Raw genomic sequence first — 25,829 nt, 5'->3', positions numbered from 1 at the left:
CTCATACGCTTAACCTCCTTTGTAATCGTTTTACGGCATATGTGGCTAGCATACTGATGCTGAAATACACCAAGCCTGCAAATAAAATATATTGCGTTAATAGAGACATCAAATCGCCCCGCACGTAGTTGGTGCGGAAGAAGTCGAGTAGGCCAATGGCGTATACCATGGTCGAGTCTTGGAACAAAATGATGGTTTGTTGTAACAGCAGTGGTGTCATTTTACGAAAGGCTTGCGGCAAAATGATTAAACGCATGGACTGACCATAGGTCATGCCTAGTGCATAAGCCGCGGCAGACTGTCCTTTAGGAATCGATTGAATCCCTGCACGTACAATTTCCGAGAAATAAGCCGCTTCAAACAACATGAACGCCACAATACTTGAGACCAAAGCGGTATCAATGGTCAGGTAATTTCCCGTGACTGTGGTGTAGATGAACGGTACAGCAAAGTAGAACCACATCAATACCAACAGTAGAGGAATCGAGCGGAATAAATTGACATAGCCTTGGGCAATTAAATTCAAGATGCGAATTGAAGACAAACGCATCAGTGCCAACAGCGTGCCAATGAAAATACCGCCAATGGTGGCGATGATGACCACTTTTAAAGTGATGCTTAAACCATGCCATAGGGCAGGTGCAGATAACTGCAAATCATGGATAAATGCGGTGAGCCATTCCATTATTTAGCTCCTGCAATTAAACCTGGGACACGTAAACGTTTTTCAAGCAGCGTCATTAAGGTAATTAGGCACACGTTGATAACGATGAAAATAATCGTGACATAGGTATAGATTTCGATGGTGTTCTGTGTATATTCGCTGATGGTTTTCATCTGAGAAATAATCTCGGAGACCCCAACTAAAGAGGCTACAGAAGTATTTTTGACGCAGTTGGTCAGCTCGGAGCTCAGAGGCGGCAAAATCGTACGGAAGGACTGCGGTAAAATGACATAGCGGTATAGTTGTGCGGTACTAAACCCCATGGCATAACCTGCATTGACCTGTCCTGTAGGTAAGGCTTCAATGCCTGTACGGACTTGTTCGCAGACACGTGCTGCGGTAAACAGTCCAAGACCGATACTGGCTGAAATCAGCGCTGTTGTTCCTGCACTTAAATCGTTAATCCACCATGACTTAATCGGGCCAGGTAAGAAATTCGGCACAACATAAAACCAAATAAATAATTGGATCAGTAGCGGTACATTACGAAAAATGGTGACGTAGCCAGTGCCGATAGCACGTGCGGTTTTATTGGGAAGCGTGCGCATAATGCCGAGAATACTTCCGAGCACCATTGCAATGCTCCAAGCCACAATGGCAATAACAACCAGCCAGCCTAAACCAATTAAAATCCAACTGAGATAGGTGCTATCTCCGACGCCTGTGGATTGCCAAAGGACGCCCCAGTTCCAGGTATAATTCATGACAATCCCCTAAAATAGGTCAGGCAAAGAAACTTTGCCTGAGTGAACATTAATCTTTCCCTTATCGTTTACTGATCACGGTCATGTGGGTTTGCAATTAAGGCTTTAAGTTGGTCTGACATAGCAAAGTTCAGGTTAATGTTTTTCGGTGGAATTGGTTGTTCAAACCATTTGTTGTACATCTTGTTAATTTCACCTGAGCTATAAGTAGCTTTAATTGCATCATCAACCACTTGCTTAAAGCCAGTATCGCCTTTACGCAACATGCAGCCATAAACTTCTTGAATTGGTGCTGTACCAACAATGTGCCACTTGTTTGGATCTTTGGCTTTCGATTTTTCTCCAGCAAGTAAAATGTCATCCATCATAAACGCAGCAGCACGACCACTTTGCAGCATTAAGAATGATTCAGCATGGTCTTTGGCAGAAATCACTTCACCAATACCGAGTTCTTTTTCATGCTGACGGATATAGCGTTCAGAGGTTGTTCCTGCTGTCGTTACTAATTTTTTGCCTTTTAAGTCATCAAAGTCCTTCACACCTGAATCGGTTGCAGTAAGTAAACGTGAACCCACTTCAAAGAAGCCCACAGAAAAATCAACTTGTTGCTGGCGTTCTTTGTTGTTTGTAGTTGAACCGCATTCAAGATCGACTGTGCCATTTGAAACCAATGGAATACGGTTTTGGCTGGTGACTAAGTTATAGCGAACTTTCAAATCAGGCATATTCAGCTTTTGTTTAACAGCCTCAACCACTTTGAGCTGTAAATCATGTGCATAACCGACAGGTTGATTTGGATTATCTGCGATATAGGAGAATGGAATAGAGGAGTCACGGTAACCTAAAACAATGGTTCCTGATTTTTTAATCTTATCTAAAGTGCCTGACTGTGAAGCATCTGCGCCAGTGCTAGCTGCATCCGTTGCAGGTGCTTTGTTGTCGCTACATGCACTGAGGCTCAGCGCAAGTGCACTTGCACAAAATAAGGCAGAAAGATTACGTTGCATGGTCATGTACAAACTCCTTTTGTTTGCAGCATCAATTGCATTGTTTTTATCAAAAACGTCAGAATTGGGTTAAAGCTTTATTCTGTGCAAAAGATGTTCTTTTTATGGTATTTTTTTACAGCTTAGTCTGCATCTTAATCGAGATTGCTTTTGCTGCTCAAGTGGGATTTTTAATATTTTGTTAATAATGCTTTAAATAAGTGCATCGCTATATTCCTCTGATATTAAAAAGAAAATTATGCATAATGCGTGCCATTTCAAGTTTTATAATTCATTTTATTAGGCTAATGTCTAATGCCACAGGGTTGGCTATGCGTTTCGTTATGGATGCATGACAGAATGGATTTTGTTCGTGTAGAACATGCTAAAACTGCAATAGCAAAGAAAAGTGCTTTATTTTGAAGATGATCCGTTTTAGGACGCAGTATATAAAGGTCAGTTAGATTCGGTTTACTGTCCTACGTTTTCCGCAGAGGATTAAAAATAAAAAATAAAAGCGACTGTACGTTATGAACAAATGACGGGGCACAATCGCAAGGGGAGGAGATGAGCAGGTGTGTATCAAGAAGTGCTTAGTGCACAAACATATCCATATATTCACGGATTTCAGAAATAGCCGTTTCAATATCCGTCGTCAGCCATGTTGGCTCAAACAGTCCAATATAGTGATCTAAACGGTCTTGAGGTACAACTAAACGCACAGGACATTCTTCTTCCAGTAAGCGCCAAGGAATGATGGGTGTTTCATTGTCTAAAAAGGCTTGCACATTTCGAATGTCAATAATCATGGCATTGACACATTCAGGAAAAGGCATCACTGAAAACTCTTCAGTACGACGACGGAAAAACTCCAGATCGCCCCATTTTAGAATATAACTAGGCTTAGAAAATTCAATAATACCAATAAGATGTTGGTCTCGCGTGTAGTGCAAATGACATTGGTGCGTAACATCAGTGTCTAAATCAAGCGTTACACTTTGTTGACGATATGCCATAAAGTCCAAAAACAGCTAAAACAAGGTGCATAATTATAGCGCAAATTCAGTTGAAGAGCGCTGTTCGCCAGACTCTTTTTGTCTACGCCTATATGAAATACTTTTTATATGACCTTTAACATTGATTTGACAGAAGAGTGACTGTTTTTAAAACCATAAAAAATAACAACTTAACTTAAAATAAAGCGCTTGTTTACTATCTCACTATGCTTTGAAACACAATGCTACACAAGCAGTTGTTAGTATGAGAATTCGACAACTTGATAATAGAAAATTGAGGGGGAGCTATGACACATGATTTCAATAAACCGTCCCATGTACAAACGCCAGAGGAGCGGCAGAAGAAAAAACGCGTGCCCTTGTATATATTGGCATTGGTCGGAATTTTCTTAATCGCATTATTATTTTATATGTTTGCAGATACCAAGCCAAATCCGAATGAGGCGCCTCCAGGACATCCGAATCCGAGTGCAGAGCCTGCAACACCAAATAACAGTACCACTGCAACAGCAGGTGACGAAGCGACAGCCAACGATAGCAATACAGCGACTGCAACTGACCGCTAAATGTGACTAAAGCCCTTGTAATGTACAGGGGTTTTTTCTTTAGCAGTCATCAAAAGGTATTCCATTTCGCATTCATACCTCATGGCAGACAATCACTTCAAAACTAAAATCTGTAGTTGAGCAAAGGTCGCTGTGATGTAGACACAACAAGAGGGAGAACAAAATGAATGATTATGTAGGGCATCAGGGTCGATTTGATGCGATGTATTATTGGGACCAGTTTCACCCGATCCTGTCCGCAATCGCCATCCTGATCATTGGTTGGATTATTGCATTATTGATTGCAGGTGCTGTGAAAAAGGTTTTAACCAAACTCGGGACCAACCAAAAACTTTCCAGTGCTACTGGCCATCGCTCGAATATTGAAAATATTATTTCTCGAGTTGTGTTTTGGCTGATTTTGATTATTGCGGTGATCGGTGCACTCAATGTTCTCAATCTCACCAGTGTAAGTGGGCCATTTAGTAATATGGTTCAACAGTTCTTGTTGTTTATACCACAATTGTTGGCTGCTGTTGCTGTGGGCTTTATTGGCTGGATTGTGGCAAAGCTGGTCAAAGTGGGTTTACAAAAAGGATTGGATCGGACTCAGTTAGATGAAAAACTCAGTCAGGATGTCGGAGTCAGTACGCTGAGTCAAAACATTAGTGAAATTGTCTATTGGTTGATTTTATTACTATTCTTACCCATTGTTTTGTCGATACTCGGTCTGACTGGGCTGCTCTTTCCGATCCAAAATATGGTCAATGAAGCCGTACTGTATCTACCAAATATCTTTATTGCGGGTGTAATTGTTTTTGCAGGTTATATTCTAGCCAAAATTGTACGGGGCATTATTGAGGGCTTATTGAGAAGCCTAGATGTACAAAAACAGGTTGAAAAAGTAGGACTGTTTAAAAACTCAGATTTGGCTAAAGTGCTCGGATCTTTTGTTTTTGCAATGGTTATTATCACAGCGCTGATTATTGCGTTTGAAGCTTTAGGCATTGATGCAATTTCTCAACCAGCGACGGCCATGCTGTATGAAATCATGAATGCGATTCCGCACATCATTGCGGCGGCATTGATTTTAATTTTGGCCTATGTAGTGTCACGTTTTGTTGCAAGCCTTGTGGTTGAAGTCTTGTCGGGAACAGGTGTAGATGACATTCCAAACAAAGTTGGCTTGCAACGTTTCTTAGGAAACACCAAAGCATCTTGCGTTGTGGGTTATTTTATTGTGTTCTTTACCATGCTATTTGCGGTCTCTGAAGCAGCAAATCGACTCGGCTTTGAACAGATCAGTGGTTTGATTGCGATGTTTATCCAGTTTGGTGCAAACATCCTATTGGGTGCAGTCATTCTGGGCGTGGGCTTCTGGCTGGCGAACTTGGTTGCTCAGGTGATTGAGCGTGGTGAATACAACAGCTCTCGTTGGGTGGCGAACATTGTACGTGTCTTGATCATTGGCTTGGTATTGGCGATGGGCTTGCGTGCAATGGGTATCGCAGATTCGATTGTGAATTTGGCCTTTGGCTTAACGCTTGGTGCGGTTGCTATTGCTTTTGCACTGGCTTTTGGTCTCGGTGGGCGTCAACCTGCGGAACGGGTTTTGACCGATTTGTTAGATAAAGCCAAAAAAGAAGGTACGCAACCGAATCCACTTTATCAGGCCAAAGCTGAAAGCACACAATCCGCACAAGGCAAAGAAGAGCATGCCTCACTGAAAGAGCAAATGGATACACCAACGGTTGCAGAGGAATATCAACATGCAGATGATATTCCAACTACAGCAGAGGTCGATCCTGCGCATAAACCTTTAAATAAACCTTTTGGTTCAACGGGTGAAGCTGAGCAAGATATTGATGTTCATCCCAAAGATCCAGACTAAATTAATCACCCTAAACACCGACCACTGATGGTGGTTGGTGTTTTTTATTGGAGTAAACCGATGTCAAAAAAAGCCCCAAATAAATACTTTGCCCCAATCATCATTGCAGGTATTACGGTTGGATTTTTTGTGAGTGCTTATAAATTTGTATTTGCAAAACCGAAGATCGATACAACAACACACGCTAATGTTGAAAAAATACCGACTGCGGCAACTGAAGGCCGTGATGCGGATGAATCTGATGAAAAATAATACAAAAGTCTATAGTGTGGAATGAAATTTAATTTGGTATGTTTGATGCATGTGGAATATGGATATTTCATAAATTAGAAATACTTACATGCCTATACTTTTGTGATAGCTGCATGGACATTTCACGATTTATTTTTATAAATTGCAGTTTAAAAAGGAAAAAACAGATGATACAAATATTAAAAAAAACATTGATGGCGAAACGTTCAGTGATCCAGCCGAGCCATGTCCATATTGCCATTGCGAAAATGGACTTAGCACTTGCCCGTCAGCGGAAGCAAAAGCAGTGCGTACTGCTACGCACTGATTATTTAGAATAATTTATCATTTAAGCAGATGGTTTAGACATATTCTGATGCTGCATGTGCAGATGACCATGCCCATTGGAAGTTAAAACCGCCCAAATGTCCTGTCACATCCAATATTTCACCCACAAAGTACAGGCCTTTTTGCTTTTTACTTTCCATGGTTTTCGATGAAACCTCGGTGGTATCTACGCCACCTAAAGTCACCTCAGCAGTACGGTAGCCTTCTGTTCCTGATGGTTTGACTTCAAATGCATGCAAGCGCGTTGCAATCTGCTCCAGTTTTTCATCTGACAACTGACCAATCGCTGTTTCAGCCAGCTCAGGCCAAATGAGGTTTTGCAGTTCAACCACCACACTTTTAGGAAAGTGTTCACCCAATAAAGTGCGAAGCAGGGCTTTGGGTTGACTCTGTTTCTTGGCTTTTAAGTAGTCGTGTAAATCCACGCTGGGTAGGAAATCAATTTTGAAGCTTTGTCCCACATCCCAATAATTTGAAAGCTGTAGCGAGCTTGGTCCACTGAGTCCTCGATGGGTAAATAAAAGAGCTTCGGTGAAAGAATTTAAATCATTCGATAAAGTTGCATCTACAGCATTGCCACTTAAGCGTGTGGTCACTTCTTTAAAACTGTCCGAGAAGGTAAAAGGCACTAAACCTGCGCGAGTCGGATACACATGATGACCAAATTGTTTTGCAATCTCATAACCAATGCCTGAACCGCCTAAGGTTGGAATAGATAAACCACCTGATGCGATTACTACAGATTCTGCTTCAAAATAACCCAGTGTTGTGGCAATTTGAAAACCTTGCTTTTCTAGGGCGGTGATGGCTTTCACTTCACAGTTGGTTTTAATGTCGACCAAACCTGTTTTTTCACACTCACTTAACAGCATAGCTAAAATTTCTTTAGCGCCATTGAGGGTGAAGAGCTGACCATGTTTACGTTCTTCATATTCAATGCCGTACTCACAAACGAGACCAATAAAGTCCCAATTGGTATAGCGGGTCAGGGCTGAAATTACAAAGTGCGGATTATGTGAAATAAAGTTGCTTGGCTCGACATAAAGGTTGGTAAAGTTACATTTACCGCCACCCGACATGAGAATTTTTTTACCGACTTTATTGGCTTTTTCTACCACCACCACTTTACGTCCGCGTTGAGCTGCCATATAGGCTGTCATTAAGCCAGATGCACCTGCACCTAAAACTAAGACATCATATTGATTTGTGGACATGACACACTCACGGGAGAATAAAGCAGGGCATTATAGACCATCTTTTTTGCTTTTTCAGGACTATCTAAAGCGTGGCTAAACGACCTTGCAGCCCACCTGAATGAATCACCAAAATGCGATGATCTAGTGCAAATGCACCTTGTTGAATTAAATCGGTTAAGCCCAACAGCATTTTGCCTGTGTAAATCTGTTCCAGTGCAATGTCATATTGCTGCTCAAAGTCTTGAATAAATTGCAGTAGTTCAGGCGTGGTTTTGGCATAGCCCCCACAGCAATATTGGTCGGTGATTTGCCAATTCCTTTTTTCGGTCAGTTGTTCGACTTCGGTGCTTAGGAAATCGCCTTTGAGTGCGGAGAAGCCCAAAATTTGCTGTTGTGAAGTACTGGCTTCAATCAGACCTGCAATGGTGCCACCCGTCCCCACAGCGCAACAAATCAGATCGTAATTTTGTCGATCTTCATCAGAAAGAATTTCTGTGCAGCCTTGAATGGCAAGGGAATTCGTCCCTCCTTCAGGAATCACATAATAGTCAGGATAATCTTGTTGTAACTGCACTAAATATGCTGGGCTTTGCTTTTGTCGATAGGCTTCACGGGTCACAAACTGCAACTGCATGCCGAATTGCTGTGCTGTATTTAGAGTTGGGTTTAAGGGTTTACTGGCTAGCTCTTCACCTCGAATAATGCCTAGACTTTCAAATCCAAATAACTGCGCTGTATAGGCCGTCGCGGCAATATGATTGGAATATGCTCCGCCGAAGGTCAGGAGTTTTTTATAGCCCTGTTGCTGTGCCGCCAACAGATTGTATTTCAGTTTAAAAAATTTATTGCCTGAAATGTGTGGATGGACCAAGTCCAAACGTTTGATGCTGATATTGATCCCACCAACGCTTATGTGCTGATAGGGAATGGACTGTGCAATCTGGTCAAACATAGGATTTTATCAACTTGGCTCAGAGCATAGTGTAAGTGAAAAGTCGTGGTTTCTGTACAGGGTTAATGCTGTGCAGATTGAGTATCGACCGAACTAATTACGGACATGCCGGGGCGTAAATTTTCAATGCCCGTTTGATTCGGGTCAATCGCAATCCGTACCGCAATGCGTTGCACCACTTTGGTAAAGTTACCCGTAGCATTATCAGCTTTAAGCACACTGAACTCTGAGCCTGCCGCAGGGGAAATTTGTTCGACATGACCTGTAAATTTCTGATGATTTAAGGCATCTACCGTGAACCATGCTTTTTGCCCAATTTTCATATTGGCAATTTGAGTTTCTTTAAAGTTAGCCGTGACCCAAGTCTGTTGTGGAATCAGATAGAGCAATTGTGTACCTGCTGCCACATATTGTCCCACACGCGGATTGACTTCACCCAGTTGCCCATCCATCGGGGCGATAATACTGCTGTAGTTTTTGGTGGTTTGGGCTTGATCCAGTTGTGCCGCGGCATTGGTTACTTGCGCTTTGAGTCCTGTTTCAGCCACTTGCGCGGTTTTGAGCGCTTCTTTTGCCACCAATACATTGGCCTGTGCTTGTTGCAGTAAGGCTAAATTATTTTGGGTATCGGCAAAGGCTTTGTCTTGTTCCGATTTAGACGCTGCACCTGTGTCTCTCAACTGTTGATAGCGCTGTTGTTGTGCTTGTGACAATTGATACGCTGCTCGCGCTTGTTCGACCTTGGCTTCTGCCGCGATAATATCGGCTTTACGCTGTGCAATATTTTGGGTTTGATTAGATAGGTTATTTTGCGCTTGATCCACTCCTGCTTCAGCCTGTGTGACTTTTTGGTCATAGGTGGTGGCATCGATATGCATCAATACCTGTCCTTTTTTGACGTGATCAAAATCACTGACCAACACATCTTTGACATAGCCGTTAATTTGCGAAGAAAGCACCGTGGTTTTGCCTTTGACATAGCTGTTGTCGGTTGACTCAACGGTACTGTCAAATGGCCCAATTTTCCATGCCCATAAAATGATCCCAATCCCGATGATGAGTACTAAAAACATCAAGATTAGCGTACGTTTCGCTGTTGGAATCAGTTTGCTCGAAGGTGGCGTAACCGTTGTTGCTGTTGCCGTCGGCTGTTCAGCCTCAGCCGCATTTTCAGAAGTTTCGGTTGTTTCAGTCGGAGCTGCTGGTTTTTGATCTTCAGACATAACAATTTCTCAATAAATAGGGAGCAGTGGCATTAGGTATGACCGATTTTCGCTTGTTGGCGCAGTTGGTATTGATTCCGTGCAATCAGTAATGTTCCCCACAGCAACAGCAGCATGGCCACGACGCCATTGAAGCTAATCACATCGTTATAGGCACGCACTTGAGCCTCTCGGGTTACCACCTGATTTAGATTTTTTAAGGCTTGTTGCTGCTCTAACTGCTGATCGAGCGTGTAGCTATGCGAACTTTGTTGATACGCTAAAAGACGCTGTGCAATCAATGGATTGGTTTCGGGCAGTTGTTGAATCATTTCGGCACGGTAGTTTTGAGTTCGAACCTGTTGATAGGTGGAGTAAAAGGATGAACCGACTAAGCCACCAAAAGTTTGGGTCGCTGAAAATAAAACAATAAACGTGACAATATGGGTGGGACCTTTTTGCATGGCGCTTAAGATCCCTGTGATCAAGAGTGGGCCAATAAAAACACCACTGGCAAAGCCCACCAAAAACTGACTACCGTAAAAGTTGGAAGGACGAATATCGCTGGTGAGGTGAAAATCCAACCCACAAGCAATCAACACCAAAGCTTCTGCTAACAGCAGGTGCCAAATAATCCGTTCACGTGAAAAAGTGATGGCACTAAATAAGGTTCCAGACACGATGCCGAAAAAGATCACCACATAGAGCGGAACAAATTGATCGGGGCCCATGCCCATAGTTTTGAGAAAATTTACCGCAGCATAGCTTTGCTCCGACATTAAGAAGCGAATTGCAAAGGCACCGATAATAAAACGAAGCGTAGATGATGTCCCCAGCCAACGCGTCATAATCAGAGGATTGACCCGATAATGCTCGTAGACCAAACCAATCACAATTAGGCTGAACCCTGCAATTAAAAGGTACGCCAACCACTTTGCTTCAAACCACCACAAGATTGGTCCTTGGGTCAGCACAATACACAAAAAGGCAAAACCAGGTGCAAGTAGTGCAAAGGTGAAGAAGTCCTGCTTTTCAAAAACAGCAATTCTTAAACTGCGCGGCAACTTAAGCGACACCACCATTGCGAAACAGCACAGGGCTAACCCAATTTCAAAGGTATACAGGACATTCCAGTTATTCACGTCAATGAGATAGGGAGAAATGATCCATGCTAAGGGAATACCGAGCTGTTGAAAGCCCAAAGCCAAATAGATACTGCGACCAAAATTTTCTCGCTTAAAGGCCTGCATAATGTAATACATGCCTAAGGAACTGAGAGGTGCTGCAACCATGCCGCTAATAAAACGTACCAATACCGCCATTTCAAAGGTATGCACAAAGACGTGTAAAACCAAAACCGCAATAAAAATCAGTAGACCAATTTCAGAAAATAGACGCAGACCATATTGCTGACGGGCTTTAAATAGAATTAGGTTAGCACTGACATTTGCCATGACATAAGCCGCAGGAATCCATGCCACCTCAGAAGGAGTGAGTCCATATTCACCCTGAATTAAGGGCAAATTTGCAGTAATAAAACCATTACTAAGACTCGCAGACAATGCGACAAATAAGCCAATAAAAAAATATATGAAGCGCTTAGGTGTGGAGTGTGCGATCACGGCAGGAGAGCCGGGCAGGGTTGGCTTTTCTTCGGGGGTCCAGTTTGGCGCGGGTTCAAGTAAACGCGGAGGCTGTGTCATGAGTTGTGACCTCTACTTTATGCCCGAATACCATTGAGTAACAGCTCAATTGCACGTTGTGCAAGTTGCTGTTGTTCTGTATCGGTCAGTCCCTGAAATGAAGTCCTTAAAATAGCCGTAATCATGGCGTAATCTTGGGTGGTTAAATCGGGGCGACACACGCCGTGCTGAATGGCTTGATCAATCAGCGGTTGCAAAATGGCATCGCGACGCGCGTAGATATCGACCATGACTGGATCATCACGCTCAATCACCCGCCAGTATTCCATCAGTGCAGTCAAATACGGTAAGTTATAGACATGGTTTTCAATTAAACGAATAAAACCATCTTCATATTGAGAAAACGCTTCTGCACGAACTGCGAGACGCTCTAAGGCTTGTTCCATCAATGCAATCACCAAGGCACGACGGTCATCAAAATTACGATAAAACGTCGCCCGTCCGACATTTGCTGCATCAATCACCTGTTGTAAGGGGGCATTGATACCGTGTGTACGAAAAACCTGAACTGCGGCTTCCAGCAATTCCTCACGGTTTTGTGCAGCACGCTGTTGACGACTGGTCATGGTGATTATTTCATTTAATTTGGAAGTGCTATTATTTAACGGACAAAAGTGTCCGTTGTAAATATTCAATCCTGTAAGATTTTGTAAATTACTTTGTCTTTTTCTAATTTAATCTAATTTCGATAAGAAATGGGCGATTCGGAAACGTCATCTGCAACCTGCATGGTGTAAATAAGATAATGTTTTATTCGCTATATTTTAATAAATCCAAGAAATGAACAGGTTTTGCAGATGACAATGGTTTTGCCTACTTTTGTCGAAACAAAAGTAGGGCGAGCCGCAGGCTGATGAAGAAATTGAATAAAACAAGATAAGACTCCGCCAAGATAGTTTTTTAAATACGTTGGATAAATATTTAAATCGAATTTTGGTTAACTTAAATCATTTATATTATTGTTTTATAAACGAATGATTGATTTTTCTTGAAATAAAAAAATACGCACAGAACCATCATGTAGATAGATAAGAGTTGTAACAAAGTCGATAGGATTGGAAAAATAAAAGTGCTATGCTGAAAGCACAATAATGATAAATGAGGGGATATGATGAAAACCTTATCTACCCTAGTATTAGTTTTATTGCTCACTCAACTGACCGCGTGTGATGCAAAAAAGGATTTGAATCAGCCTAGAACTGAGGCTCGTACCATGATTATTGGTGGTGTTCCTGTGCATGATCGTGATTATAAACTTCCATCACAAGAAATGGCTTTTAATCAGAAAACGCCTACACAGGCTGATGCGTACTAATAGGTAAAAATAGGGAGGCATATTGTCAGTACATGGTGGTGCAAGGTGCGATGTGCAGTATAAAAGATGCATTGTGCTACGTCAGATTTGTGAAAATGTGAAGTAGACGTCTTACTTCCTGCAAACGTTTGTTGAATTAAAGCCTTACAAACGTATAAAAGGCCTTGTACTCGCCCAATATGCCCAAACTGTTGTGGCTCAAATTGGCTAGATCAGTTCGATTTGCCAATTTGAAGCTTGAATCTCTAAGTTATTTTGCCTGAGTTGCTGGCTAATTGCATCCGCTTGTTTTTGCAAGTCTGCAACCGCAATGGTTTTAACCCAGCGAATTTCACTCGAACTATAACGACCATTTTCACGTCGTGAACTGTCGATGGCCTGTTGAATAATACGATGCTGTTGTGTGAGTAAATCACGTGTGTTTAAAACACTGAGCATGGATTGACCCGTGCTGGTTTTAGCTTGCGCATTGGTCGCATGAATTTTTGCAATCAGATGATGTAACTCTGTATTTACACTAAAGGCCTCACCCATCAGCGCATTAGGGTCTTCACTCAGTTCATCGCCTTCTTGGATTAGCACATTATTGTTGATACGTTGTTGTAAAGAGGCAAGTTTGGTTTGTAAATCACTACGCAATAAAAGTGCTTCTGCTAGTTTCATAGATTTATTTTTAAAGTTTTAGATAAGTCTTATGCTGCCTCTGTGCAATCAAAGCTGCAAGTGAGTTTTGTAATTTTATGAAATCTAAAATCATGAGAAAACGATAGAAAAGCACTTAGTCAGTTTCGGTATTTTGTTTAAAACGTGGAGATGTTTTTCCTATGTTGATTAGTCAATTTATTTACTAATGAGGTATAAAGTTTTATCTAATTTTTCTTTTTATCCAATTTAAAACTAGGTGTGTGCATTGCCTCAACTTTTCAATAAAGTACAAAAGGTGTTTGCGTAGGCAATAACCTTACTTTTGATAGGCCAAAAGTAAGCAAAAGCCTTTGTTATCCATACATAACATCCCTATTATGATGGATAACGTGTGGCATCCCTGCCACACTCGCGTATCCAAACGTTGCTTAAATTAAACTATGTATTAGTAGTGACATAAAGATGCTCTTATCGCTATATATTAAAAGCTTAGTGGAACACGGTTTCCAAAGCTTTCAAACCGACCTTTGGATCAAGCAGACCATTGTAAATTTCAGGGATTTCACGCTCCACCCCAAAGAATTCATAAATGGCAAGCATCGCTCCACGAACTGAATATTCCACAGTAAAGACTACGTCATCTTCAATTTCCACAAACTGTCCAAGGAAAGCAAAGTTTTGTGAGCCTTGCGGAATCACCTGTGGACGATCTCCCGGTTTACGGCAGGCAAACAGGGCAGAGGCGTATGGCATCATGGCTGTGGTAACATCAGTCGTTGTCAAAACATGATCTAAAATGTCGTCAAAACCGAGCTGTTTAATCAGTTCTGTTAGGATTTCTTGCCCTGTGGCTTCGGACATTGGTTTTTTGATGTAATCGCCTATATGGTCAATTTGGAAACCGTAGCCCCATAAGGTATATAAACCTTCAGGTAAGTCGGCAAAGTGTGGCTGTGCAGGAACCACAATGGATAAATGCCAACCCGACTCATACCAAGTCATCAGTGCGCCGGTACCTGGTTCATTGCCTGTATAGTCAATAATGCGTTTAAGCAACACGTCATCTTTCATAGTTAGTGTGAAAGACTCCCACTTATGTTCATCGACATTGCCATAAAAAGTCATTGGACGGCCAAAGTCTGGGGCTTTTTGTGCCAGTGTTTCCCAAAGTGTCCAGCCATGGTCTTCTCGATGACGAACGAGGGCAGGCACGTCATGATTACCACCATAACGTGAGTCCGCGGTAATGGAACCTAAAGTGAAAATAGCTAAATCATTGGCTTTCAGATTAATTTGCTCTGAGCCTTCAGGCAATTGTACATATAGTCGCGAGGCATGGCGCTTTTGAGTTTCAGCATTGGTAATGAAGTCCGCATCTGTGACATAGTGTCCAAAACGTACATCGACGCCTTGTGCGACTAGCCAACGCTGTAGGGGCAGAATCATCGAGTCATATTGATTGTACTTGGTACGTTTGACACCCGCTAAGGTATGAATGCGTGGCAATTCTTGAATAAAACGCAAGAAATAGCGTCTTAACTCTGCTGCACTGTGCCATTTTTGAAAAGCGAAAGTCGTGCGCCACATGCGCCAGAAATTGGTTTCAAAAAAGGCTTCATCAAAAAACTCATCAATGCGGCGACTGCCAATTTTTTCTTCTTTTGAAGCCAATAGGCGCAGCATCTGTGCACGATGTAGTGTATTCAGCCCAAGCTTTGCAGCATCCGCAATGACATGTTCGGCATCAATTAAACGTGCATTGGCGTGGGTTTTCAATTTTTCATTAAACTCACGACATTCTTCACGCACCGAAATGTCTGGATTTTCCAAAGATGGAATACTGGAAAATAAGTCCCATAGGCACAAATAAGTTTCATCGGTCAGCATTCGCCCACCACGTGTTACCCAAGCTTGCGCGGCATGCGGTGTATGTCCGCCATCCATCGAGCCACCTGAAATATCGAGTTCTTCTAAAATATGGATATTTTTGGCAGGGACTTTGGCATCACGGATCGCAAATGCAGCAGCAGCCATACCTGCAATACCACCACCAATGATCCAAAGATGGGACTGTTGTGCGTCTAATGGGGTGCGCTTCTTATTTTGCATGGTTCACCTTTAATTCTGATGTTAAAAATTATGAAGTTAAAAATGTGGTTTAGAGAAATAAAACCTTATAAATAGTAAGTCTTTTTATATATGAAAAATGTATGAAAAGGGAAGTAATTCCCCCATTATATTTTGTAATCGAAAATAAGCATATGATGGCTATTTTTAATACACATTTGTCTTTTTATTAAAATTGAATATGATCTAAATAACTGATTTTGCATTTTATTGTTGAGTAATTGCTCTATTGTTGTTTTCACGATTGCCTATGCTAAATTTCCTTAAAAATAGGCTTTTTTATTTATCATTAAAAAATATAATGGACGTACACGCTGCGGCTTGATCACGATATAAATGTGAAAAATAACTGATAAAGTGAATATCGTAAAAACTTTGTTTAGCGTAAAATCGCAGCTGATAAATTCTCTCAATTTAGAGGTCACTCTTGGAATCATTTTGGATTTTGGGCTCGATTGCCTTTGCATTAATGTTAGGCGCAATGAGCCCTGGACCGACGTCGATTTATGTAGCAAAAAATTCGATTGCGATTTCTCGAAAGCATGGCCTCTTTACCGCACTGGGGACTGGAACAGGCGCAGCTGTTTTTGGTCTGTTGGCTGTACTTGGTTTACAAGCCTTTTTGTTGGCAGTGCCGTCAGCGTATTTGGCCTTAAAAATTTGTGGTGGGATCTATTTGCTTTGGCTCGCATTTAAAATTATTAAACATGCCAAAGAGCCGATTGAGGCAGATCATTCCAGCTCAAAAGCAATGACTTTACGCCGTGCCTTTATGACTGGCTTAATTACCCAGCTCTCCAACCCTAAAATTGCGATTGTTTTAGCCAGTATTTTTACTGCACTTTTACCCAAAGAAATCCCAACCTATTACTATTTTGTACTACCTATCCTATGTTTCTTTATTGATGCGGGTTGGTGTTCGTTGGTTGCAGTGGCGTTGTCTGCTGAAAAGCCGCGCCGCGTGTATTTGAAGTTTAAAGCCGTATTTGACCGCGCAGCAGGGGCCGTGATGACGGTGTTGGGTTTAAAACTGATTTTTGGAATGAAGTGATAAGGTTCACAACAACAAAACTGGATTTTGTATAGGTAACTAAAAGCTAAATGGTTATAATCCCTTTGATTTTTTTAATGATTTTTAAATTAAAGATTTGAGGGATAAATTTTGAATAAATCTATATTTTTGGCCGTTTTGAGTGGCTTAGCATTATCTGCATGTTCAACAACAGAAACGTCAAAAACAATTCAATCACCGCAAGTAACAGCGGCAGTGGCGACAGTCAAATACGCTGGCACTAAAACGCCTGTTTCTGTAGGAAAATTTGACAACCGCTCAAGCTACATGCGTGGCATTTTCTCAGACAATGTTGATCGTTTAGGTGGTCAGGCGAAAACCATTTTAGAAACGCATTTACAGCAATCGGGCTATTTCTCTGTCCTAAACCGTGACAACCTTGCTGAATTAAAACAAGAAGCAGGCTTTACTAAATCATCTCAATCCATTAAAGGCGCACGTTATGTATTAACGGGCGACGTGTCTGAATTTGGCCGTAAAGAAGTTGGTGATCACCAGCTATTTGGCATATTGGGCCGTGGTAAAACCCAAATTGCTTATGCCAAAGTGAACTTAAATATTGTCGATGTAAAAACAGCAGAAATTGTTCACTCTGTGCAAGGTGCAGGCGAGTATGCACTCAGTGAACGTGAAATTTTAGGTTTTGGTTCTACTGCTTCTTATGACTCAACTTTAAACGGTAAAGTTCTAGATTTGGCTGTGCGTGAAGCGGTTAATAATTTGGTGTTGGATATTCAAACCAATAAGTGGTCTGCGCAGTAACTGGTTTGAATCAATGAAAAAAATCGTATTGGTTTTAGGTGTGATCTGCACCATGACTTTGGTGGGCTGTGTTTCAGCGCCAAAATCGTTATATAGCTGGGGCGAATACCCGCAGCAAACCTATTTGATGTTGAGTCTGCCAGAAAAGACTTCTCCACAAGAACAGATTGGCAAACTTGAAAAAGATATTGAAAAAGCCAAAGCCAAAAATGCAGCAGTGCCTCCGGGCTTGTATGCGCATTTGGGTTTATTGAATTTAAATATCAATAATGGGCCACGTGCTGTTCAGTATTTTGAGCTTGAACGCCAAACTTACCCAGAGTCGACAGTATTAATGGATCGTCTTTTGAAAAAAATGACGGCTCAGTCTGCGGTAGGGAGTGTGAAGTGAAAAATTTCAAAAAACTATGCATACTTGGCCTTGCTGTGACACTCTTCACAGGTTGTGCTACGACACCAAAAAGCAATCGTGACTTATCTGCATATCATGCCAATATGCCAAAATCCATTTTGGTGTTGCCGCCTGTAAATGAGTCACCCGATACACGGGCAACCTATGGGTATTGGTCTACTGTGACTTTACCTGTAGCAGAAGCGGGCTATTATGTGTTCCCCATTTCTGTGGTCGATACGCTATTTAAAGAAAACGGCGTAACCAACGGCTATGATGCGCAGCAAATTCCAATTCAGAAACTCAATGAAATTTTTGGAGCGGATGCCGCACTGTATGTCAAAGTCAAAGAATATGGTTCTAAATATCAGGTGATTCAATCGACCTCGACCGTTGCGGTCGAGGCGAAATTGGTGGATTTAAAAACCGGAGCATTATTATGGGAAGGTCAGGAAAAAATCCAACAAGCCAATAATAACAACAACGCCGGTCTGGTCGGGATGTTGGTGGGTGCCTTGATTGACCAAATTTCTAATCATTTATCTGACAAAGCTTATGTACTGTCTAACAGTGTGAGTACCCAGTTGTATGCTCCGCAGTTGATGCAGCAAAAAGGGTTGCTATATGGACCTCGTTCTCCGCATTTTGTACAAAACTCGATGAGTCCACAGTAGTAAAAAAAATCCCCTCAAATGAGGGGATTTTTTATGATTTAACAAACTTATATTTGGTTTGAAGTGACTTTTAACTCTCAGGCAAAAGAAGAGATAATTTTCGTATAAATTAATCCTTAAAATGCACAGGAATCCATTGATAGCTTTTACCATCTGCTGAATAGATATGTCCAATAGCAGGGAATGGCAAGTGTGGTGCTGCAATGGTTTGCACGCCTTTTGCATATTCAGCAAATTGCTTTAAGCGGGTTTGCACTGCTTTTTTCGGGTCGATGTCATAATCAATAGCGGTTTCTGGCTTGTCGAATTGCACGGTATGAGAGTGCACAATGTCACCAATAAAGACCACCGTTTCATCTTTGGTTTTCAGCTCATAGCTAAAATGTCCCGGCGTATGCCCCGCGGTATTAATGACTTTAAATCCCTGAACTTGATCGCCCAATTGATACGTTTTGAAGCGTTGTTTGGCTTGATAAGGCACAATGGCTTGTTTAATTTTTTCAACAGTTCCTAAGTAGCCTGCTTGTTTTTCTTTCGGGAGTTTTTCGATTTGTTTCGGGTTTAGCCAATAGTTCGCTTCATCGCTCGAAACATAAACCGTTGCATTTGGAAAGTTTGCCACGCCATTTTGGCTAATACCACACACATGGTCTGGGTGTAGGTGCGTTAGCAAGATGGTATCGACTTGCTCTGGTTGATAGCCTGACGCTTTTAAGTTGCTTAACACTGAACCTAAATGTGCGCCAAAACAGCTCGCAGCGCCGCTATCCACTAAAACCAGCGAATGACCTGTATTTACAAGGAAGGCATTGACAGAGGTCTGTACGCCTTTGGCTTGGTCGGCAGCATATTTCTTTAAAATTTCATGGACTTCTTTTTCTGGAGTATTTTGAAATAATTTAGGCGACATGAAGTTTGTGCCGTCTAACAGGGCAGTGATTTGTACATCACCCGCTTGGTATTGGTAATAGCCTGAGACTTGTTTTTGTTGGGGGATTGGGGCAGGTGGGGAAAGAGCGAAGGATGAAACACTAATGAGACTGGAGCTAATTAAAGCGGAAGCAAGTAACTTATTCATTTATAAAGTTTCACAAAATTTGTTGAATTGTCTATTTTTTAGCATGTCATGGAGAACCTTTAAACTCCTTTTTATGGATTTTTATTTCAAGAGAATTATTTTTATCATTTGGCATTTTCTGACGTAGATCTTCAACAATTGCAAATACTGTTGAAAATATAGATGATCTTGTTAATTGAATTAAATTTAGGAGACTATTTTCGAAGTCAGTGATTTTTACATAAGTATGTGTAGAGTCATTAGAGAGTTCAAAAGTATCTGGAACTAGAAATAAAATATGATGTTCGAGAGCATTTCGCCAAACTTTATAGAAACCAAATTGTCCATTTTTTTCATTTAGATCAAAAATAAGACTGTTAATTGCAATCAAAGCAAAATTTTCTTTGCTTTCTAGGGCAGATTTATTCTGATGCCAAAAATTATTGAACGCAGTATTTTTCTCAATTTTTAGTGAAAAATACTGACACAAGAAGATTGCTAACTTATCTAATATTGAGAAACATAGTCTGAAACAAGTTCTTAGCTTTTCAGATCTTATATTAATGATTTCTTTGTCATCAAGTTCCGAATAACAGCTTTCATAATCAAACTTAGAGCTATTTGTGAATTTAGACTCATAGAACATTACTCGCATCAAGGAAAATTCGGCTTTCAATCGGTTGAGATATTGTTCATATATAAGAATATTAGTCGGAGAAATTATACCCTCTAAAAGAGTTAAATTATCTCGTTCATTGGCAATGCATGAACAATACATTCCATGAATATTCAGAGTTAAATTTTCTTCTATACACCATTGTCGGAATTGAGTCATAGAAGAATATTCTTTAAGTGTCTCAGCTTCTTCAGAATCTAAGTCTTTAGAATCTAATTGTTCAGTTAAAAAATTGACTTGATTTTTGTAGTAAGGTTTCCAGGTATTCGGAGTTAAATGTGAGTTACAAGCGAATTTATACCCTTTAATTATTTCCATAATCATTTTTGCGGTGCGATGATCTAATAGTTGATCAAATTGCTTTAAACAAGATGTTCGATTAAGCCATGCTTGTGGATAGGGCGTATTTTCTTTTATTACTAAATCATAGAGTTTTAAAGCTTCCGAAAATCGAAATTGTTGTTTGAGAACATTTGCAAGATTAATTATATTTTGTTGATATAAATCGTAATTATCTTCTTTTTTTATTAATTTATAAGCCTTCCAATATAAGTTGGCGAATTCAAACATGAGGTGCGACAGTTTGAAAAGTCTTATGATAATCAACAAGCTGAGCAAATTTCTCTAATGGTGTAAGCCAATCTAACGCTTTTCTAGGACGAGTATTCAGTGACATGGCAACTTGATTTAAATAATGCTGATCTGCCTGATTTAAATCAATCCCTTTAGGTAAATATTGCCTAATTAAACCATTCATATTTTCGCATGTGCCTTTTTGCCAGGGTGAATGTGGGTCACAGAAATATACATCTATGCCTAAATCTTCTTCAAGTATTTTATGTTCTGCCATCTCGCGTCCACGGTCATAGGTCAACGTTTTACGCAGTTCTGCAGGTAAATATTTCAGAGCTTCAGTTAAAGCCTTGCGCACTGATTCTGCCTTTGCATCAGGTAATGTTGCCAAGATACAGAGCCGTGTATTTCGTTCAATAAGTGTTGCTATCGAACTTTTATTGTCTTTACCTTTAATTAAATCAGCTTCCCAATGACCCGGTATTTTTCTTTCTTGAACTTCGGCTGGGCGCTCATGAATAGTTTTAATATCCTGTAATATAGAATCTTTTTTAGGTTCACCGTTAGCTTTTCGCTTTTTATTTTCATGACGCAGACAGGATAATAAGTCTTTTTTCAACTCACCCTTGGGTAATGCGCGTATCGTTGAATAAATCGTTGTATGGCTTACATTCATTGTTTGATCCAAATCAGGAAATGTCTTTAAACGCTTTGCTATTTGCTGAGGAGACCATAAACAACGGATCGCTTCAACAATAAATTTCCAGAGGATTGAATCGATTTTGAGTTTTCTGTGACCACGTCTACGTCTAGCAAAAGTGTTATCAGAAGCATATCGAGCTTGATAAACGTCATTGATGCTATTTCTTTTAAGCTCACGATAGATCGTACTAGGATGTCTTTTAATAAGTTCAGCAAATTTTCTGGCTGAAAAGCCTTCTTTTCTTGACTCAAGCATTAATGCAGTACGATCTTCAAAGTTAAGATGATGGTATGACAATTTTATATACTCCATAAACCCTTTAAATTAATTAGGTGGTTTATGTCGCACTTCAAGTTTTACTCTGCCGTTCTTTACATCATTAAATAATTCTATATTTTTGAAATTCACGTCATCTTCTGAATAACCACAATCATTAGCTAATGCTAATTTTCCATTTGCTAAATTATAATAATAGTTAATATTAGATTGATTTTCATAATGCTCTGAGTAAGTCTCTAAAATTTGGATTCCTTTAGACACGGCACTTTTATTTCTTAACGATGTGCCTGCATCTATAAATTGTCCAGCTAAATTAAAGAATAGACGTAATACTGATTCTGATTTTTCATATTTTTCGAGTTCATTCAACATTATCTCAGAACCTAACAAAGCTTCTTCATATTGTTCAGTATCAATAGAATAAGAAATAGCATTTATAGCTTCGTTGATTTTCTTTAATTCTAATCTCATTTTATTAACTTACATAAAAAAGCCCCACTAAAATATAGCAGGGCTTTTTATGGGTGTCTAAACCTTAAGACACTTTATCACCAGCTTTAGCACCAGATTCAGGTGAAATCACCCAAACACCTTCGCCATTGCCCGCAGCTAAAACCATACCGTTAGAAATACCAAAACGCATTTTACGTGGTGCAAGGTTCGCCACCATCACCACCAATTTGCCTTTAAGGTCTTCTGGTTGGTAAAACTCACGAATACCACTGAATACATTGCGCGGTTCAGCTTCACCAACATTTAAAGTCAGTTGTAGAAGTTTGTCAGAGCCTACTACCGTTGCAGCTTCTAAAACTTCAGCGACACGTAGGTCAACTTTCATAAAGTCTTCAATGCCAATCACTTCTGCCTCGCCAACTTTTGGCTCAGGCTTAGTCGAGGCTTTCTTCTCTTTTTTCTTCTCAACTTTTACAGGTTCAGCTGCAGCAGCTAAAGAGTCTTTAGATGCATCGACCATTGCCGCAACTGCTTTCGGGTCTACACGTTGCATTAAAGGTTGGAACAATGCAATTTCATGATCGACCAATGCCGTTTGAGCAGAAGCAAAGTCAAAGCGGTCTAGTTTTAAGAACGCTTGCACTTGAGCTGCTAAAGTCGGAAGTACAGGTGCAAGGTACACAGCCAATTGACGGAATAGGTTAATTCCTACCGAACAAACATTGTGTACTTGTTGCTCTTCGCCTTCAACTTTCGCTAAAGCCCAAGGTTTTTTCTCATCAATATATTGGTTGGCTTTATCTGCAAGTGCCATGATTTCACGAATCGCAGCAGAGAACTCACGTGCTTCATAGGCTTTAGCAATTGAGTCGCCCGCATCAATAAAGCTTTGTACCAATTCAGGCTCTGCACAAGTTGCACTTAACTTATTATCAAACTTGGTGTTGATGAATTTTGCACAACGGCTGGCAATATTCACCACTTTACCAACTAAATCAGAGTTTACTTTCTGAACGAAATCATCCAAGTTTAAATCAGAGTCTTCAACTTTGTCCGAAAGTTTAGACGCGAAGTAGTAACGTAAGTACTCAGGGTTCAAGTGTTCTAAATAGGTTTCAGCTTTGATGAATGTGCCGCGAGACTTCGACATCTTCTGACCGTTCACCGTCAAGAAACCATTGACGAATAAACCGGATGGCGTACGGTAGTTTGCACCTTCAAGCATTGCAGGCCAGAACAGCGCGTGGAAGTAAACGATGTCTTTACCAATGAAGTGATAGACTTCTTTGTCAGAGTCTTTCTTCCAAAAGTCGTCAAAACTTAAATCAGGACGTTTAGCTTTGATGTAGTTTTCAAAACTCGACATATAACCAATCGGCGCATCGACCCAAACATAGAAATATTTATTCGGTGCATCTGGAATTTCAAAACCGAAATATGGTGCATCACGTGAAATATCCCAATCCGATAAACCCGCTTCAAACCATTCATCCAGTTTGTTGGCAATTGAAACAGGTAAGCGACCTTGGTCACGCGTCCATTTTTGTAAATATTCTGAGAAATTCGGTAGTTTAAAGAAGTAATGATCTGAAGATTTCTCTACAGGCGTCGCACCACTTAAAGTCGATTTCGGGTTTAAAAGCTCAGTCGCATTGTATGTTGTACCGCAGACTTCACACGCATCGCCGTATTGATCTTCCGACTTACATTTCGGGCACGTGCCTTTAATGAAACGATCCGATAAGAACATGCCTTTTTCAGGGTCAAAAAGCTGGTTGACAGGACGGATGGCAATATTGCCTGCTTCACGGTTTTTCACATAAATTTCAGAAGCACGAGAGCGGTTTTCATCACTATGGGTTGAATCATAATGATCGAAATGCACACCGAAACCGTCAAAATCACGGATGTGTTCCTTTTGCACATTGGCAATTTGATCTTCAGGTGAAATACCATTGGCTTCGGCACGTAGCATGATGGCTGTACCGTGAGCATCATCCGCACATACATAAGTCACATCGTGTCCCATTGCACGCATGGCACGAACCCAAATATCTGCTTGGATATAACCGAGTAAGTGTCCCATATGGATGGGGCCATTGGCGTATGGTAGGGCGTTAGTGACTAAAATATTACGCACGGATATGACTCTCTCATTCGTATTTTATATAAGGTCAACGATTTTACCTGATGAATGAGGTAATACAAAGCGATGCTTCCTAAAAAGTAGAATAAAAACAAGAGATGATTTAACTTCTACATGTTAGTCTAACTGCAATTTTATTTATTTAATTTAATAGCATAAGGTAAATATGAGCATATTCTTATTGGAGAATGGTCAATTAAATGCCATACAAGGAACAACGTTTATCAATGAATCTATTTTAGAGCGTCAGCATTTACAGCAAGCTTTAAAGCAGAATATTAGCGTGATTGCAGCGGATTGCTTAGTTTTAACGGAGGAATATGCAGAATGGGATGCTTCACGTAAACGTATTGATTTATTAGCAATTGATAAACAAGCAAATTTAGTGATCATAGAGTTAAAACGCACCGATACAGGTGATCATATGGAGTTACAGGCCCTTCGTTACGCTTCTATGATTTCTACCATGACTTTTGAGCATGCATTGGATGTATTGGTAGACTATAGAAACAAAAATGGAGAGGAAGGCTTTACAAAAGAAAATGCTAGAGAAACTATTGAGGATTTTATTGAATTAGATGCGATTAATGAAACAAATTTTGGTAATGATGTTCGAATCATTCTAGTTTCTGCTGAGTTTTCTAAAGAACTGACTACATCCGTAATATGGTTGAATGAGAGGGACTTGGATATTACTTGTGTTCGAATGAAACCATACAAATATCAAGATCAAATTTTGATTGATATCCAGCAAGTGTTACCTTTGCCTGAGGCAAAAGATTATCAAATACGAGCTCAAAAGAAAGCTGAAGAAAGAAGAGAAATACAGAAAAATCTAAATAGTAAGGATTATTCTAAATACTTATTTAACGGATTAGAGTTAAATAAAAGAAAACTGGTACTAGAACTAATTAAAACACATATTAAAAATAATAATATTTTATCTCTTGAAGATTTATTGTTTGATTTTCCTCAAGAATTAAGAAAGGGGAGAAAAATGTACAAGCGTTATGATGAAGTGATTCAGACAAATGATAAGAATAGATATTTTTCTGAAGTCGATGAGGTTTTAGATTTGACTGATGGAAAATTTGTTATTTCAAATCAATGGGGTGCAGGAAATATTCAGGCGATTTTAGACCGAGCTGATGAGTTGGGTTATGAGATAGAGATCGTTAGTGACAATGTTTCAGTAATTAAAGAAGTGATTTTTGGAGAGTATCAGATTCAGCAATTATCAAACTTAAGTATTAACATAAGCAAAAATCAAGTGCTGCAATCTGTTGCAAAACCTATATTAAGAGAAATTGCTATTAGAATTAATGTTGATTTAAATAACCTGAAAGGGAATGAAAAAAACACAAGATCATTAGGTTCTGACGTTATTCAGAGAATCTCTCAAATGGAAAAAGAAAGATAGAAAATTAGAAATGGTTATATATCCATTTTGCAATAACA

At 40.2% G+C, this 25,829-nt stretch carries 26 protein-coding genes; 10 read left to right on the top strand and 16 right to left on the bottom strand.

Features of this window, described 5'->3' with window-relative positions; translation table 11 throughout:
- Position 1: 1 nt before the first annotated feature.
- The 4 genes from AC4CU2_RS12305 to AC4CU2_RS12290 form a co-directional block, all read right to left on the bottom strand.
- On the bottom strand, positions 2 to 685 hold the full coding sequence (locus tag AC4CU2_RS12305; RefSeq protein WP_490768899.1) for an ABC transporter permease subunit: 684 nt from the start codon (positions 683 to 685) through the stop codon (positions 2 to 4).
- Positions 685 to 1,428 (bottom strand): amino acid ABC transporter permease, encoded by a 744-nt coding sequence (locus AC4CU2_RS12300; protein WP_004981232.1) that lies wholly within the window; start codon positions 1,426 to 1,428, stop codon positions 685 to 687. Before AC4CU2_RS12300 ends, AC4CU2_RS12305 begins: the two co-directional genes overlap by 1 nt.
- A gap of 68 nt (positions 1,429 to 1,496) precedes the next feature.
- Positions 1,497 to 2,441 carry a transporter substrate-binding domain-containing protein gene (locus AC4CU2_RS12295; RefSeq protein WP_490768898.1) on the bottom strand — a complete coding sequence of 315 codons (945 nt, stop codon included), beginning with the start codon at positions 2,439 to 2,441 and terminating at the stop codon, positions 1,497 to 1,499.
- Positions 2,442 to 3,007: 566 nt separating this feature from the next.
- On the bottom strand, positions 3,008 to 3,430 hold the full coding sequence (locus tag AC4CU2_RS12290) for a hypothetical protein (RefSeq protein ID WP_004694572.1): 423 nt from the start codon (positions 3,428 to 3,430) through the stop codon (positions 3,008 to 3,010).
- A 287-nt stretch (positions 3,431 to 3,717) separates the two neighbouring features.
- On the opposite strand from AC4CU2_RS12290, the gene AC4CU2_RS12285 reads away from it, so the two are divergent.
- The 4 genes from AC4CU2_RS12285 to AC4CU2_RS12270 all read left to right on the top strand — a co-directional run bounded on the left by AC4CU2_RS12285 (position 3,718) and on the right by AC4CU2_RS12270 (position 6,438).
- Entirely contained in the window at positions 3,718 to 3,996 is a 279-nt protein-coding gene (locus AC4CU2_RS12285) for a hypothetical protein (RefSeq protein WP_005399956.1), read from the top strand.
- 163 nt (positions 3,997 to 4,159) lie between these two features.
- Positions 4,160 to 5,866 carry a mechanosensitive ion channel gene (locus AC4CU2_RS12280; protein WP_005399955.1) on the top strand — a complete coding sequence of 569 codons (1,707 nt, stop codon included), beginning with the start codon at positions 4,160 to 4,162 and terminating at the stop codon, positions 5,864 to 5,866.
- Positions 5,867 to 5,926: 60 nt separating this feature from the next.
- Positions 5,927 to 6,118, top strand: a complete 192-nt coding sequence (locus AC4CU2_RS12275) for a hypothetical protein (RefSeq protein WP_010326226.1) — start codon at positions 5,927 to 5,929, stop codon at positions 6,116 to 6,118.
- Between the two features lie 167 nt (positions 6,119 to 6,285).
- Positions 6,286 to 6,438 (top strand): hypothetical protein, encoded by a 153-nt coding sequence (locus AC4CU2_RS12270; protein WP_005399953.1) that lies wholly within the window; start codon positions 6,286 to 6,288, stop codon positions 6,436 to 6,438.
- A 21-nt stretch (positions 6,439 to 6,459) separates the two neighbouring features.
- On the opposite strand, the gene AC4CU2_RS12265 is transcribed toward AC4CU2_RS12270, so the two are convergent.
- The 5 genes from AC4CU2_RS12265 to AC4CU2_RS12245 all read right to left on the bottom strand — a co-directional run bounded on the left by AC4CU2_RS12265 (position 6,460) and on the right by AC4CU2_RS12245 (position 12,064).
- Positions 6,460 to 7,659 (bottom strand): BaiN/RdsA family NAD(P)/FAD-dependent oxidoreductase, encoded by a 1,200-nt coding sequence (locus AC4CU2_RS12265; protein ID WP_005399952.1) that lies wholly within the window; start codon positions 7,657 to 7,659, stop codon positions 6,460 to 6,462.
- A gap of 64 nt (positions 7,660 to 7,723) precedes the next feature.
- Positions 7,724 to 8,593 carry a 1-aminocyclopropane-1-carboxylate deaminase/D-cysteine desulfhydrase gene (locus AC4CU2_RS12260; RefSeq protein ID WP_005399951.1) on the bottom strand — a complete coding sequence of 290 codons (870 nt, stop codon included), beginning with the start codon at positions 8,591 to 8,593 and terminating at the stop codon, positions 7,724 to 7,726.
- 62 nt (positions 8,594 to 8,655) lie between these two features.
- Positions 8,656 to 9,816 carry an HlyD family secretion protein gene (locus tag AC4CU2_RS12255; protein WP_005399950.1) on the bottom strand — a complete coding sequence of 387 codons (1,161 nt, stop codon included), beginning with the start codon at positions 9,814 to 9,816 and terminating at the stop codon, positions 8,656 to 8,658.
- Positions 9,817 to 9,848: 32 nt separating this feature from the next.
- Positions 9,849 to 11,498 carry an MFS transporter gene (locus AC4CU2_RS12250; protein ID WP_010326227.1) on the bottom strand — a complete coding sequence of 550 codons (1,650 nt, stop codon included), beginning with the start codon at positions 11,496 to 11,498 and terminating at the stop codon, positions 9,849 to 9,851.
- Positions 11,499 to 11,515: 17 nt separating this feature from the next.
- Entirely contained in the window at positions 11,516 to 12,064 is a 549-nt protein-coding gene (locus AC4CU2_RS12245) for a TetR/AcrR family transcriptional regulator (protein ID WP_005399948.1), read from the bottom strand.
- A 545-nt stretch (positions 12,065 to 12,609) separates the two neighbouring features.
- Here AC4CU2_RS12245 and AC4CU2_RS12240 point away from each other — a divergent pair.
- A complete protein-coding gene (locus AC4CU2_RS12240; RefSeq protein WP_010326228.1) occupies positions 12,610 to 12,813 on the top strand; it encodes an NF038215 family lipoprotein in 204 nt (67 codons plus the stop codon).
- A gap of 207 nt (positions 12,814 to 13,020) precedes the next feature.
- Here AC4CU2_RS12240 and AC4CU2_RS12235 read toward each other — a convergent pair whose 3' ends face one another.
- Positions 13,021 to 13,476 carry a DIP1984 family protein gene (locus tag AC4CU2_RS12235; RefSeq protein ID WP_004981209.1) on the bottom strand — a complete coding sequence of 152 codons (456 nt, stop codon included), beginning with the start codon at positions 13,474 to 13,476 and terminating at the stop codon, positions 13,021 to 13,023.
- Between the two features lie 471 nt (positions 13,477 to 13,947).
- The gene (locus AC4CU2_RS12230) at positions 13,948 to 15,567 is read right to left on the bottom strand and encodes an oleate hydratase (RefSeq protein WP_010326229.1); all 1,620 of its coding nucleotides are present in this window, start codon (positions 15,565 to 15,567) and stop codon (positions 13,948 to 13,950) included.
- 445 nt (positions 15,568 to 16,012) lie between these two features.
- Between AC4CU2_RS12230 and AC4CU2_RS12225 the strand changes: the two genes are divergently transcribed.
- The 4 genes from AC4CU2_RS12225 to AC4CU2_RS12210 all read left to right on the top strand — a co-directional run bounded on the left by AC4CU2_RS12225 (position 16,013) and on the right by AC4CU2_RS12210 (position 18,484).
- Positions 16,013 to 16,636 carry a LysE family translocator gene (locus tag AC4CU2_RS12225; protein ID WP_005399945.1) on the top strand — a complete coding sequence of 208 codons (624 nt, stop codon included), beginning with the start codon at positions 16,013 to 16,015 and terminating at the stop codon, positions 16,634 to 16,636.
- A 111-nt stretch (positions 16,637 to 16,747) separates the two neighbouring features.
- Complete coding sequence (locus tag AC4CU2_RS12220) at positions 16,748 to 17,419, top strand: CsgG/HfaB family protein (RefSeq protein ID WP_005399944.1); 672 nt, start codon at positions 16,748 to 16,750, stop codon at positions 17,417 to 17,419.
- A gap of 13 nt (positions 17,420 to 17,432) precedes the next feature.
- Positions 17,433 to 17,810 carry a DUF4810 domain-containing protein gene (locus AC4CU2_RS12215; protein ID WP_004694541.1) on the top strand — a complete coding sequence of 126 codons (378 nt, stop codon included), beginning with the start codon at positions 17,433 to 17,435 and terminating at the stop codon, positions 17,808 to 17,810.
- The gene (locus AC4CU2_RS12210; protein ID WP_005399943.1) at positions 17,807 to 18,484 is read left to right on the top strand and encodes a DUF799 domain-containing protein; all 678 of its coding nucleotides are present in this window, start codon (positions 17,807 to 17,809) and stop codon (positions 18,482 to 18,484) included. The genes AC4CU2_RS12215 and AC4CU2_RS12210 overlap by 4 nt, the downstream gene beginning before the upstream one ends.
- Before the next feature lie 109 nt (positions 18,485 to 18,593).
- Here the strand turns inward: AC4CU2_RS12210 and AC4CU2_RS12205 are convergent, their stop codons facing one another.
- From AC4CU2_RS12205 to metG, 5 genes are all read right to left on the bottom strand, one after another.
- Entirely contained in the window at positions 18,594 to 19,562 is a 969-nt protein-coding gene (locus tag AC4CU2_RS12205) for an MBL fold metallo-hydrolase (protein WP_005399942.1), read from the bottom strand.
- 46 nt (positions 19,563 to 19,608) lie between these two features.
- The gene (locus tag AC4CU2_RS12200; protein WP_490768897.1) at positions 19,609 to 20,787 is read right to left on the bottom strand and encodes an LA2681 family HEPN domain-containing protein; all 1,179 of its coding nucleotides are present in this window, start codon (positions 20,785 to 20,787) and stop codon (positions 19,609 to 19,611) included.
- Positions 20,780 to 21,805 (bottom strand): IS30-like element ISAba125 family transposase, encoded by a 1,026-nt coding sequence (locus AC4CU2_RS12195; RefSeq protein WP_010326927.1) that lies wholly within the window; start codon positions 21,803 to 21,805, stop codon positions 20,780 to 20,782. The genes AC4CU2_RS12200 and AC4CU2_RS12195 overlap by 8 nt, the downstream gene beginning before the upstream one ends.
- A 12-nt stretch (positions 21,806 to 21,817) precedes the next feature.
- Positions 21,818 to 22,243 carry a hypothetical protein gene (locus AC4CU2_RS12190; protein ID WP_490768896.1) on the bottom strand — a complete coding sequence of 142 codons (426 nt, stop codon included), beginning with the start codon at positions 22,241 to 22,243 and terminating at the stop codon, positions 21,818 to 21,820.
- A 64-nt stretch (positions 22,244 to 22,307) separates the two neighbouring features.
- Entirely contained in the window at positions 22,308 to 24,365 is a 2,058-nt protein-coding gene (gene metG, locus AC4CU2_RS12185; RefSeq protein WP_005399940.1) for a methionine--tRNA ligase, read from the bottom strand.
- Positions 24,366 to 24,537: 172 nt separating this feature from the next.
- On the opposite strand from metG, the gene AC4CU2_RS12180 reads away from it, so the two are divergent.
- The gene (locus AC4CU2_RS12180; protein ID WP_080543906.1) at positions 24,538 to 25,791 is read left to right on the top strand and encodes a PDDEXK family nuclease; all 1,254 of its coding nucleotides are present in this window, start codon (positions 24,538 to 24,540) and stop codon (positions 25,789 to 25,791) included.
- The last annotated feature ends 38 nt before the right edge of the window (positions 25,792 to 25,829 follow it).

It is taken from the genome of Acinetobacter sp. 797_lipA, assembly GCF_058243025.1.
This window is presented reverse-complemented; position numbering and strand designations above follow the sequence as displayed.

What these genes read in the sequence shown, in the direction of transcription:
- AC4CU2_RS12230 (WP_010326229.1), bottom strand. Translation starts at nt 15,567, where the DNA reads ATGCAAAATAAGAAGCGCACCCCATTAGACGCACAACAGTCCCATCTT.
- AC4CU2_RS12295 (WP_490768898.1), bottom strand. Translation starts at nt 2,441, where the DNA reads ATGACCATGCAACGTAATCTTTCTGCCTTATTTTGTGCAAGTGCACTT.
- AC4CU2_RS12250 (WP_010326227.1), bottom strand. Translation starts at nt 11,498, where the DNA reads ATGACACAGCCTCCGCGTTTACTTGAACCCGCGCCAAACTGGACCCCC.
- AC4CU2_RS12260 (WP_005399951.1), bottom strand. Translation starts at nt 8,593, where the DNA reads ATGTTTGACCAGATTGCACAGTCCATTCCCTATCAGCACATAAGCGTT.
- AC4CU2_RS12205 (WP_005399942.1), bottom strand. Translation starts at nt 19,562, where the DNA reads ATGAATAAGTTACTTGCTTCCGCTTTAATTAGCTCCAGTCTCATTAGT.
- AC4CU2_RS12270 (WP_005399953.1), top strand. Translation starts at nt 6,286, where the DNA reads ATGATACAAATATTAAAAAAAACATTGATGGCGAAACGTTCAGTGATC.
- AC4CU2_RS12255 (WP_005399950.1), bottom strand. Translation starts at nt 9,816, where the DNA reads ATGTCTGAAGATCAAAAACCAGCAGCTCCGACTGAAACAACCGAAACT.
- AC4CU2_RS12200 (WP_490768897.1), bottom strand. Translation starts at nt 20,787, where the DNA reads ATGTTTGAATTCGCCAACTTATATTGGAAGGCTTATAAATTAATAAAA.
- AC4CU2_RS12235 (WP_004981209.1), bottom strand. Translation starts at nt 13,476, where the DNA reads ATGAAACTAGCAGAAGCACTTTTATTGCGTAGTGATTTACAAACCAAA.
- AC4CU2_RS12245 (WP_005399948.1), bottom strand. Translation starts at nt 12,064, where the DNA reads ATGACCAGTCGTCAACAGCGTGCTGCACAAAACCGTGAGGAATTGCTG.
- AC4CU2_RS12190 (WP_490768896.1), bottom strand. Translation starts at nt 22,243, where the DNA reads ATGAGATTAGAATTAAAGAAAATCAACGAAGCTATAAATGCTATTTCT.
- AC4CU2_RS12195 (WP_010326927.1), bottom strand. Translation starts at nt 21,805, where the DNA reads ATGGAGTATATAAAATTGTCATACCATCATCTTAACTTTGAAGATCGT.
- AC4CU2_RS12180 (WP_080543906.1), top strand. Translation starts at nt 24,538, where the DNA reads ATGAGCATATTCTTATTGGAGAATGGTCAATTAAATGCCATACAAGGA.
- AC4CU2_RS12240 (WP_010326228.1), top strand. Translation starts at nt 12,610, where the DNA reads ATGAAAACCTTATCTACCCTAGTATTAGTTTTATTGCTCACTCAACTG.
- AC4CU2_RS12305 (WP_490768899.1), bottom strand. Translation starts at nt 685, where the DNA reads ATGGAATGGCTCACCGCATTTATCCATGATTTGCAGTTATCTGCACCT.
- AC4CU2_RS12280 (WP_005399955.1), top strand. Translation starts at nt 4,160, where the DNA reads ATGAATGATTATGTAGGGCATCAGGGTCGATTTGATGCGATGTATTAT.
- AC4CU2_RS12285 (WP_005399956.1), top strand. Translation starts at nt 3,718, where the DNA reads ATGACACATGATTTCAATAAACCGTCCCATGTACAAACGCCAGAGGAG.
- AC4CU2_RS12275 (WP_010326226.1), top strand. Translation starts at nt 5,927, where the DNA reads ATGTCAAAAAAAGCCCCAAATAAATACTTTGCCCCAATCATCATTGCA.
- AC4CU2_RS12300 (WP_004981232.1), bottom strand. Translation starts at nt 1,428, where the DNA reads ATGAATTATACCTGGAACTGGGGCGTCCTTTGGCAATCCACAGGCGTC.
- AC4CU2_RS12290 (WP_004694572.1), bottom strand. Translation starts at nt 3,430, where the DNA reads ATGGCATATCGTCAACAAAGTGTAACGCTTGATTTAGACACTGATGTT.
- AC4CU2_RS12265 (WP_005399952.1), bottom strand. Translation starts at nt 7,659, where the DNA reads ATGTCCACAAATCAATATGATGTCTTAGTTTTAGGTGCAGGTGCATCT.
- AC4CU2_RS12215 (WP_004694541.1), top strand. Translation starts at nt 17,433, where the DNA reads ATGAAAAAAATCGTATTGGTTTTAGGTGTGATCTGCACCATGACTTTG.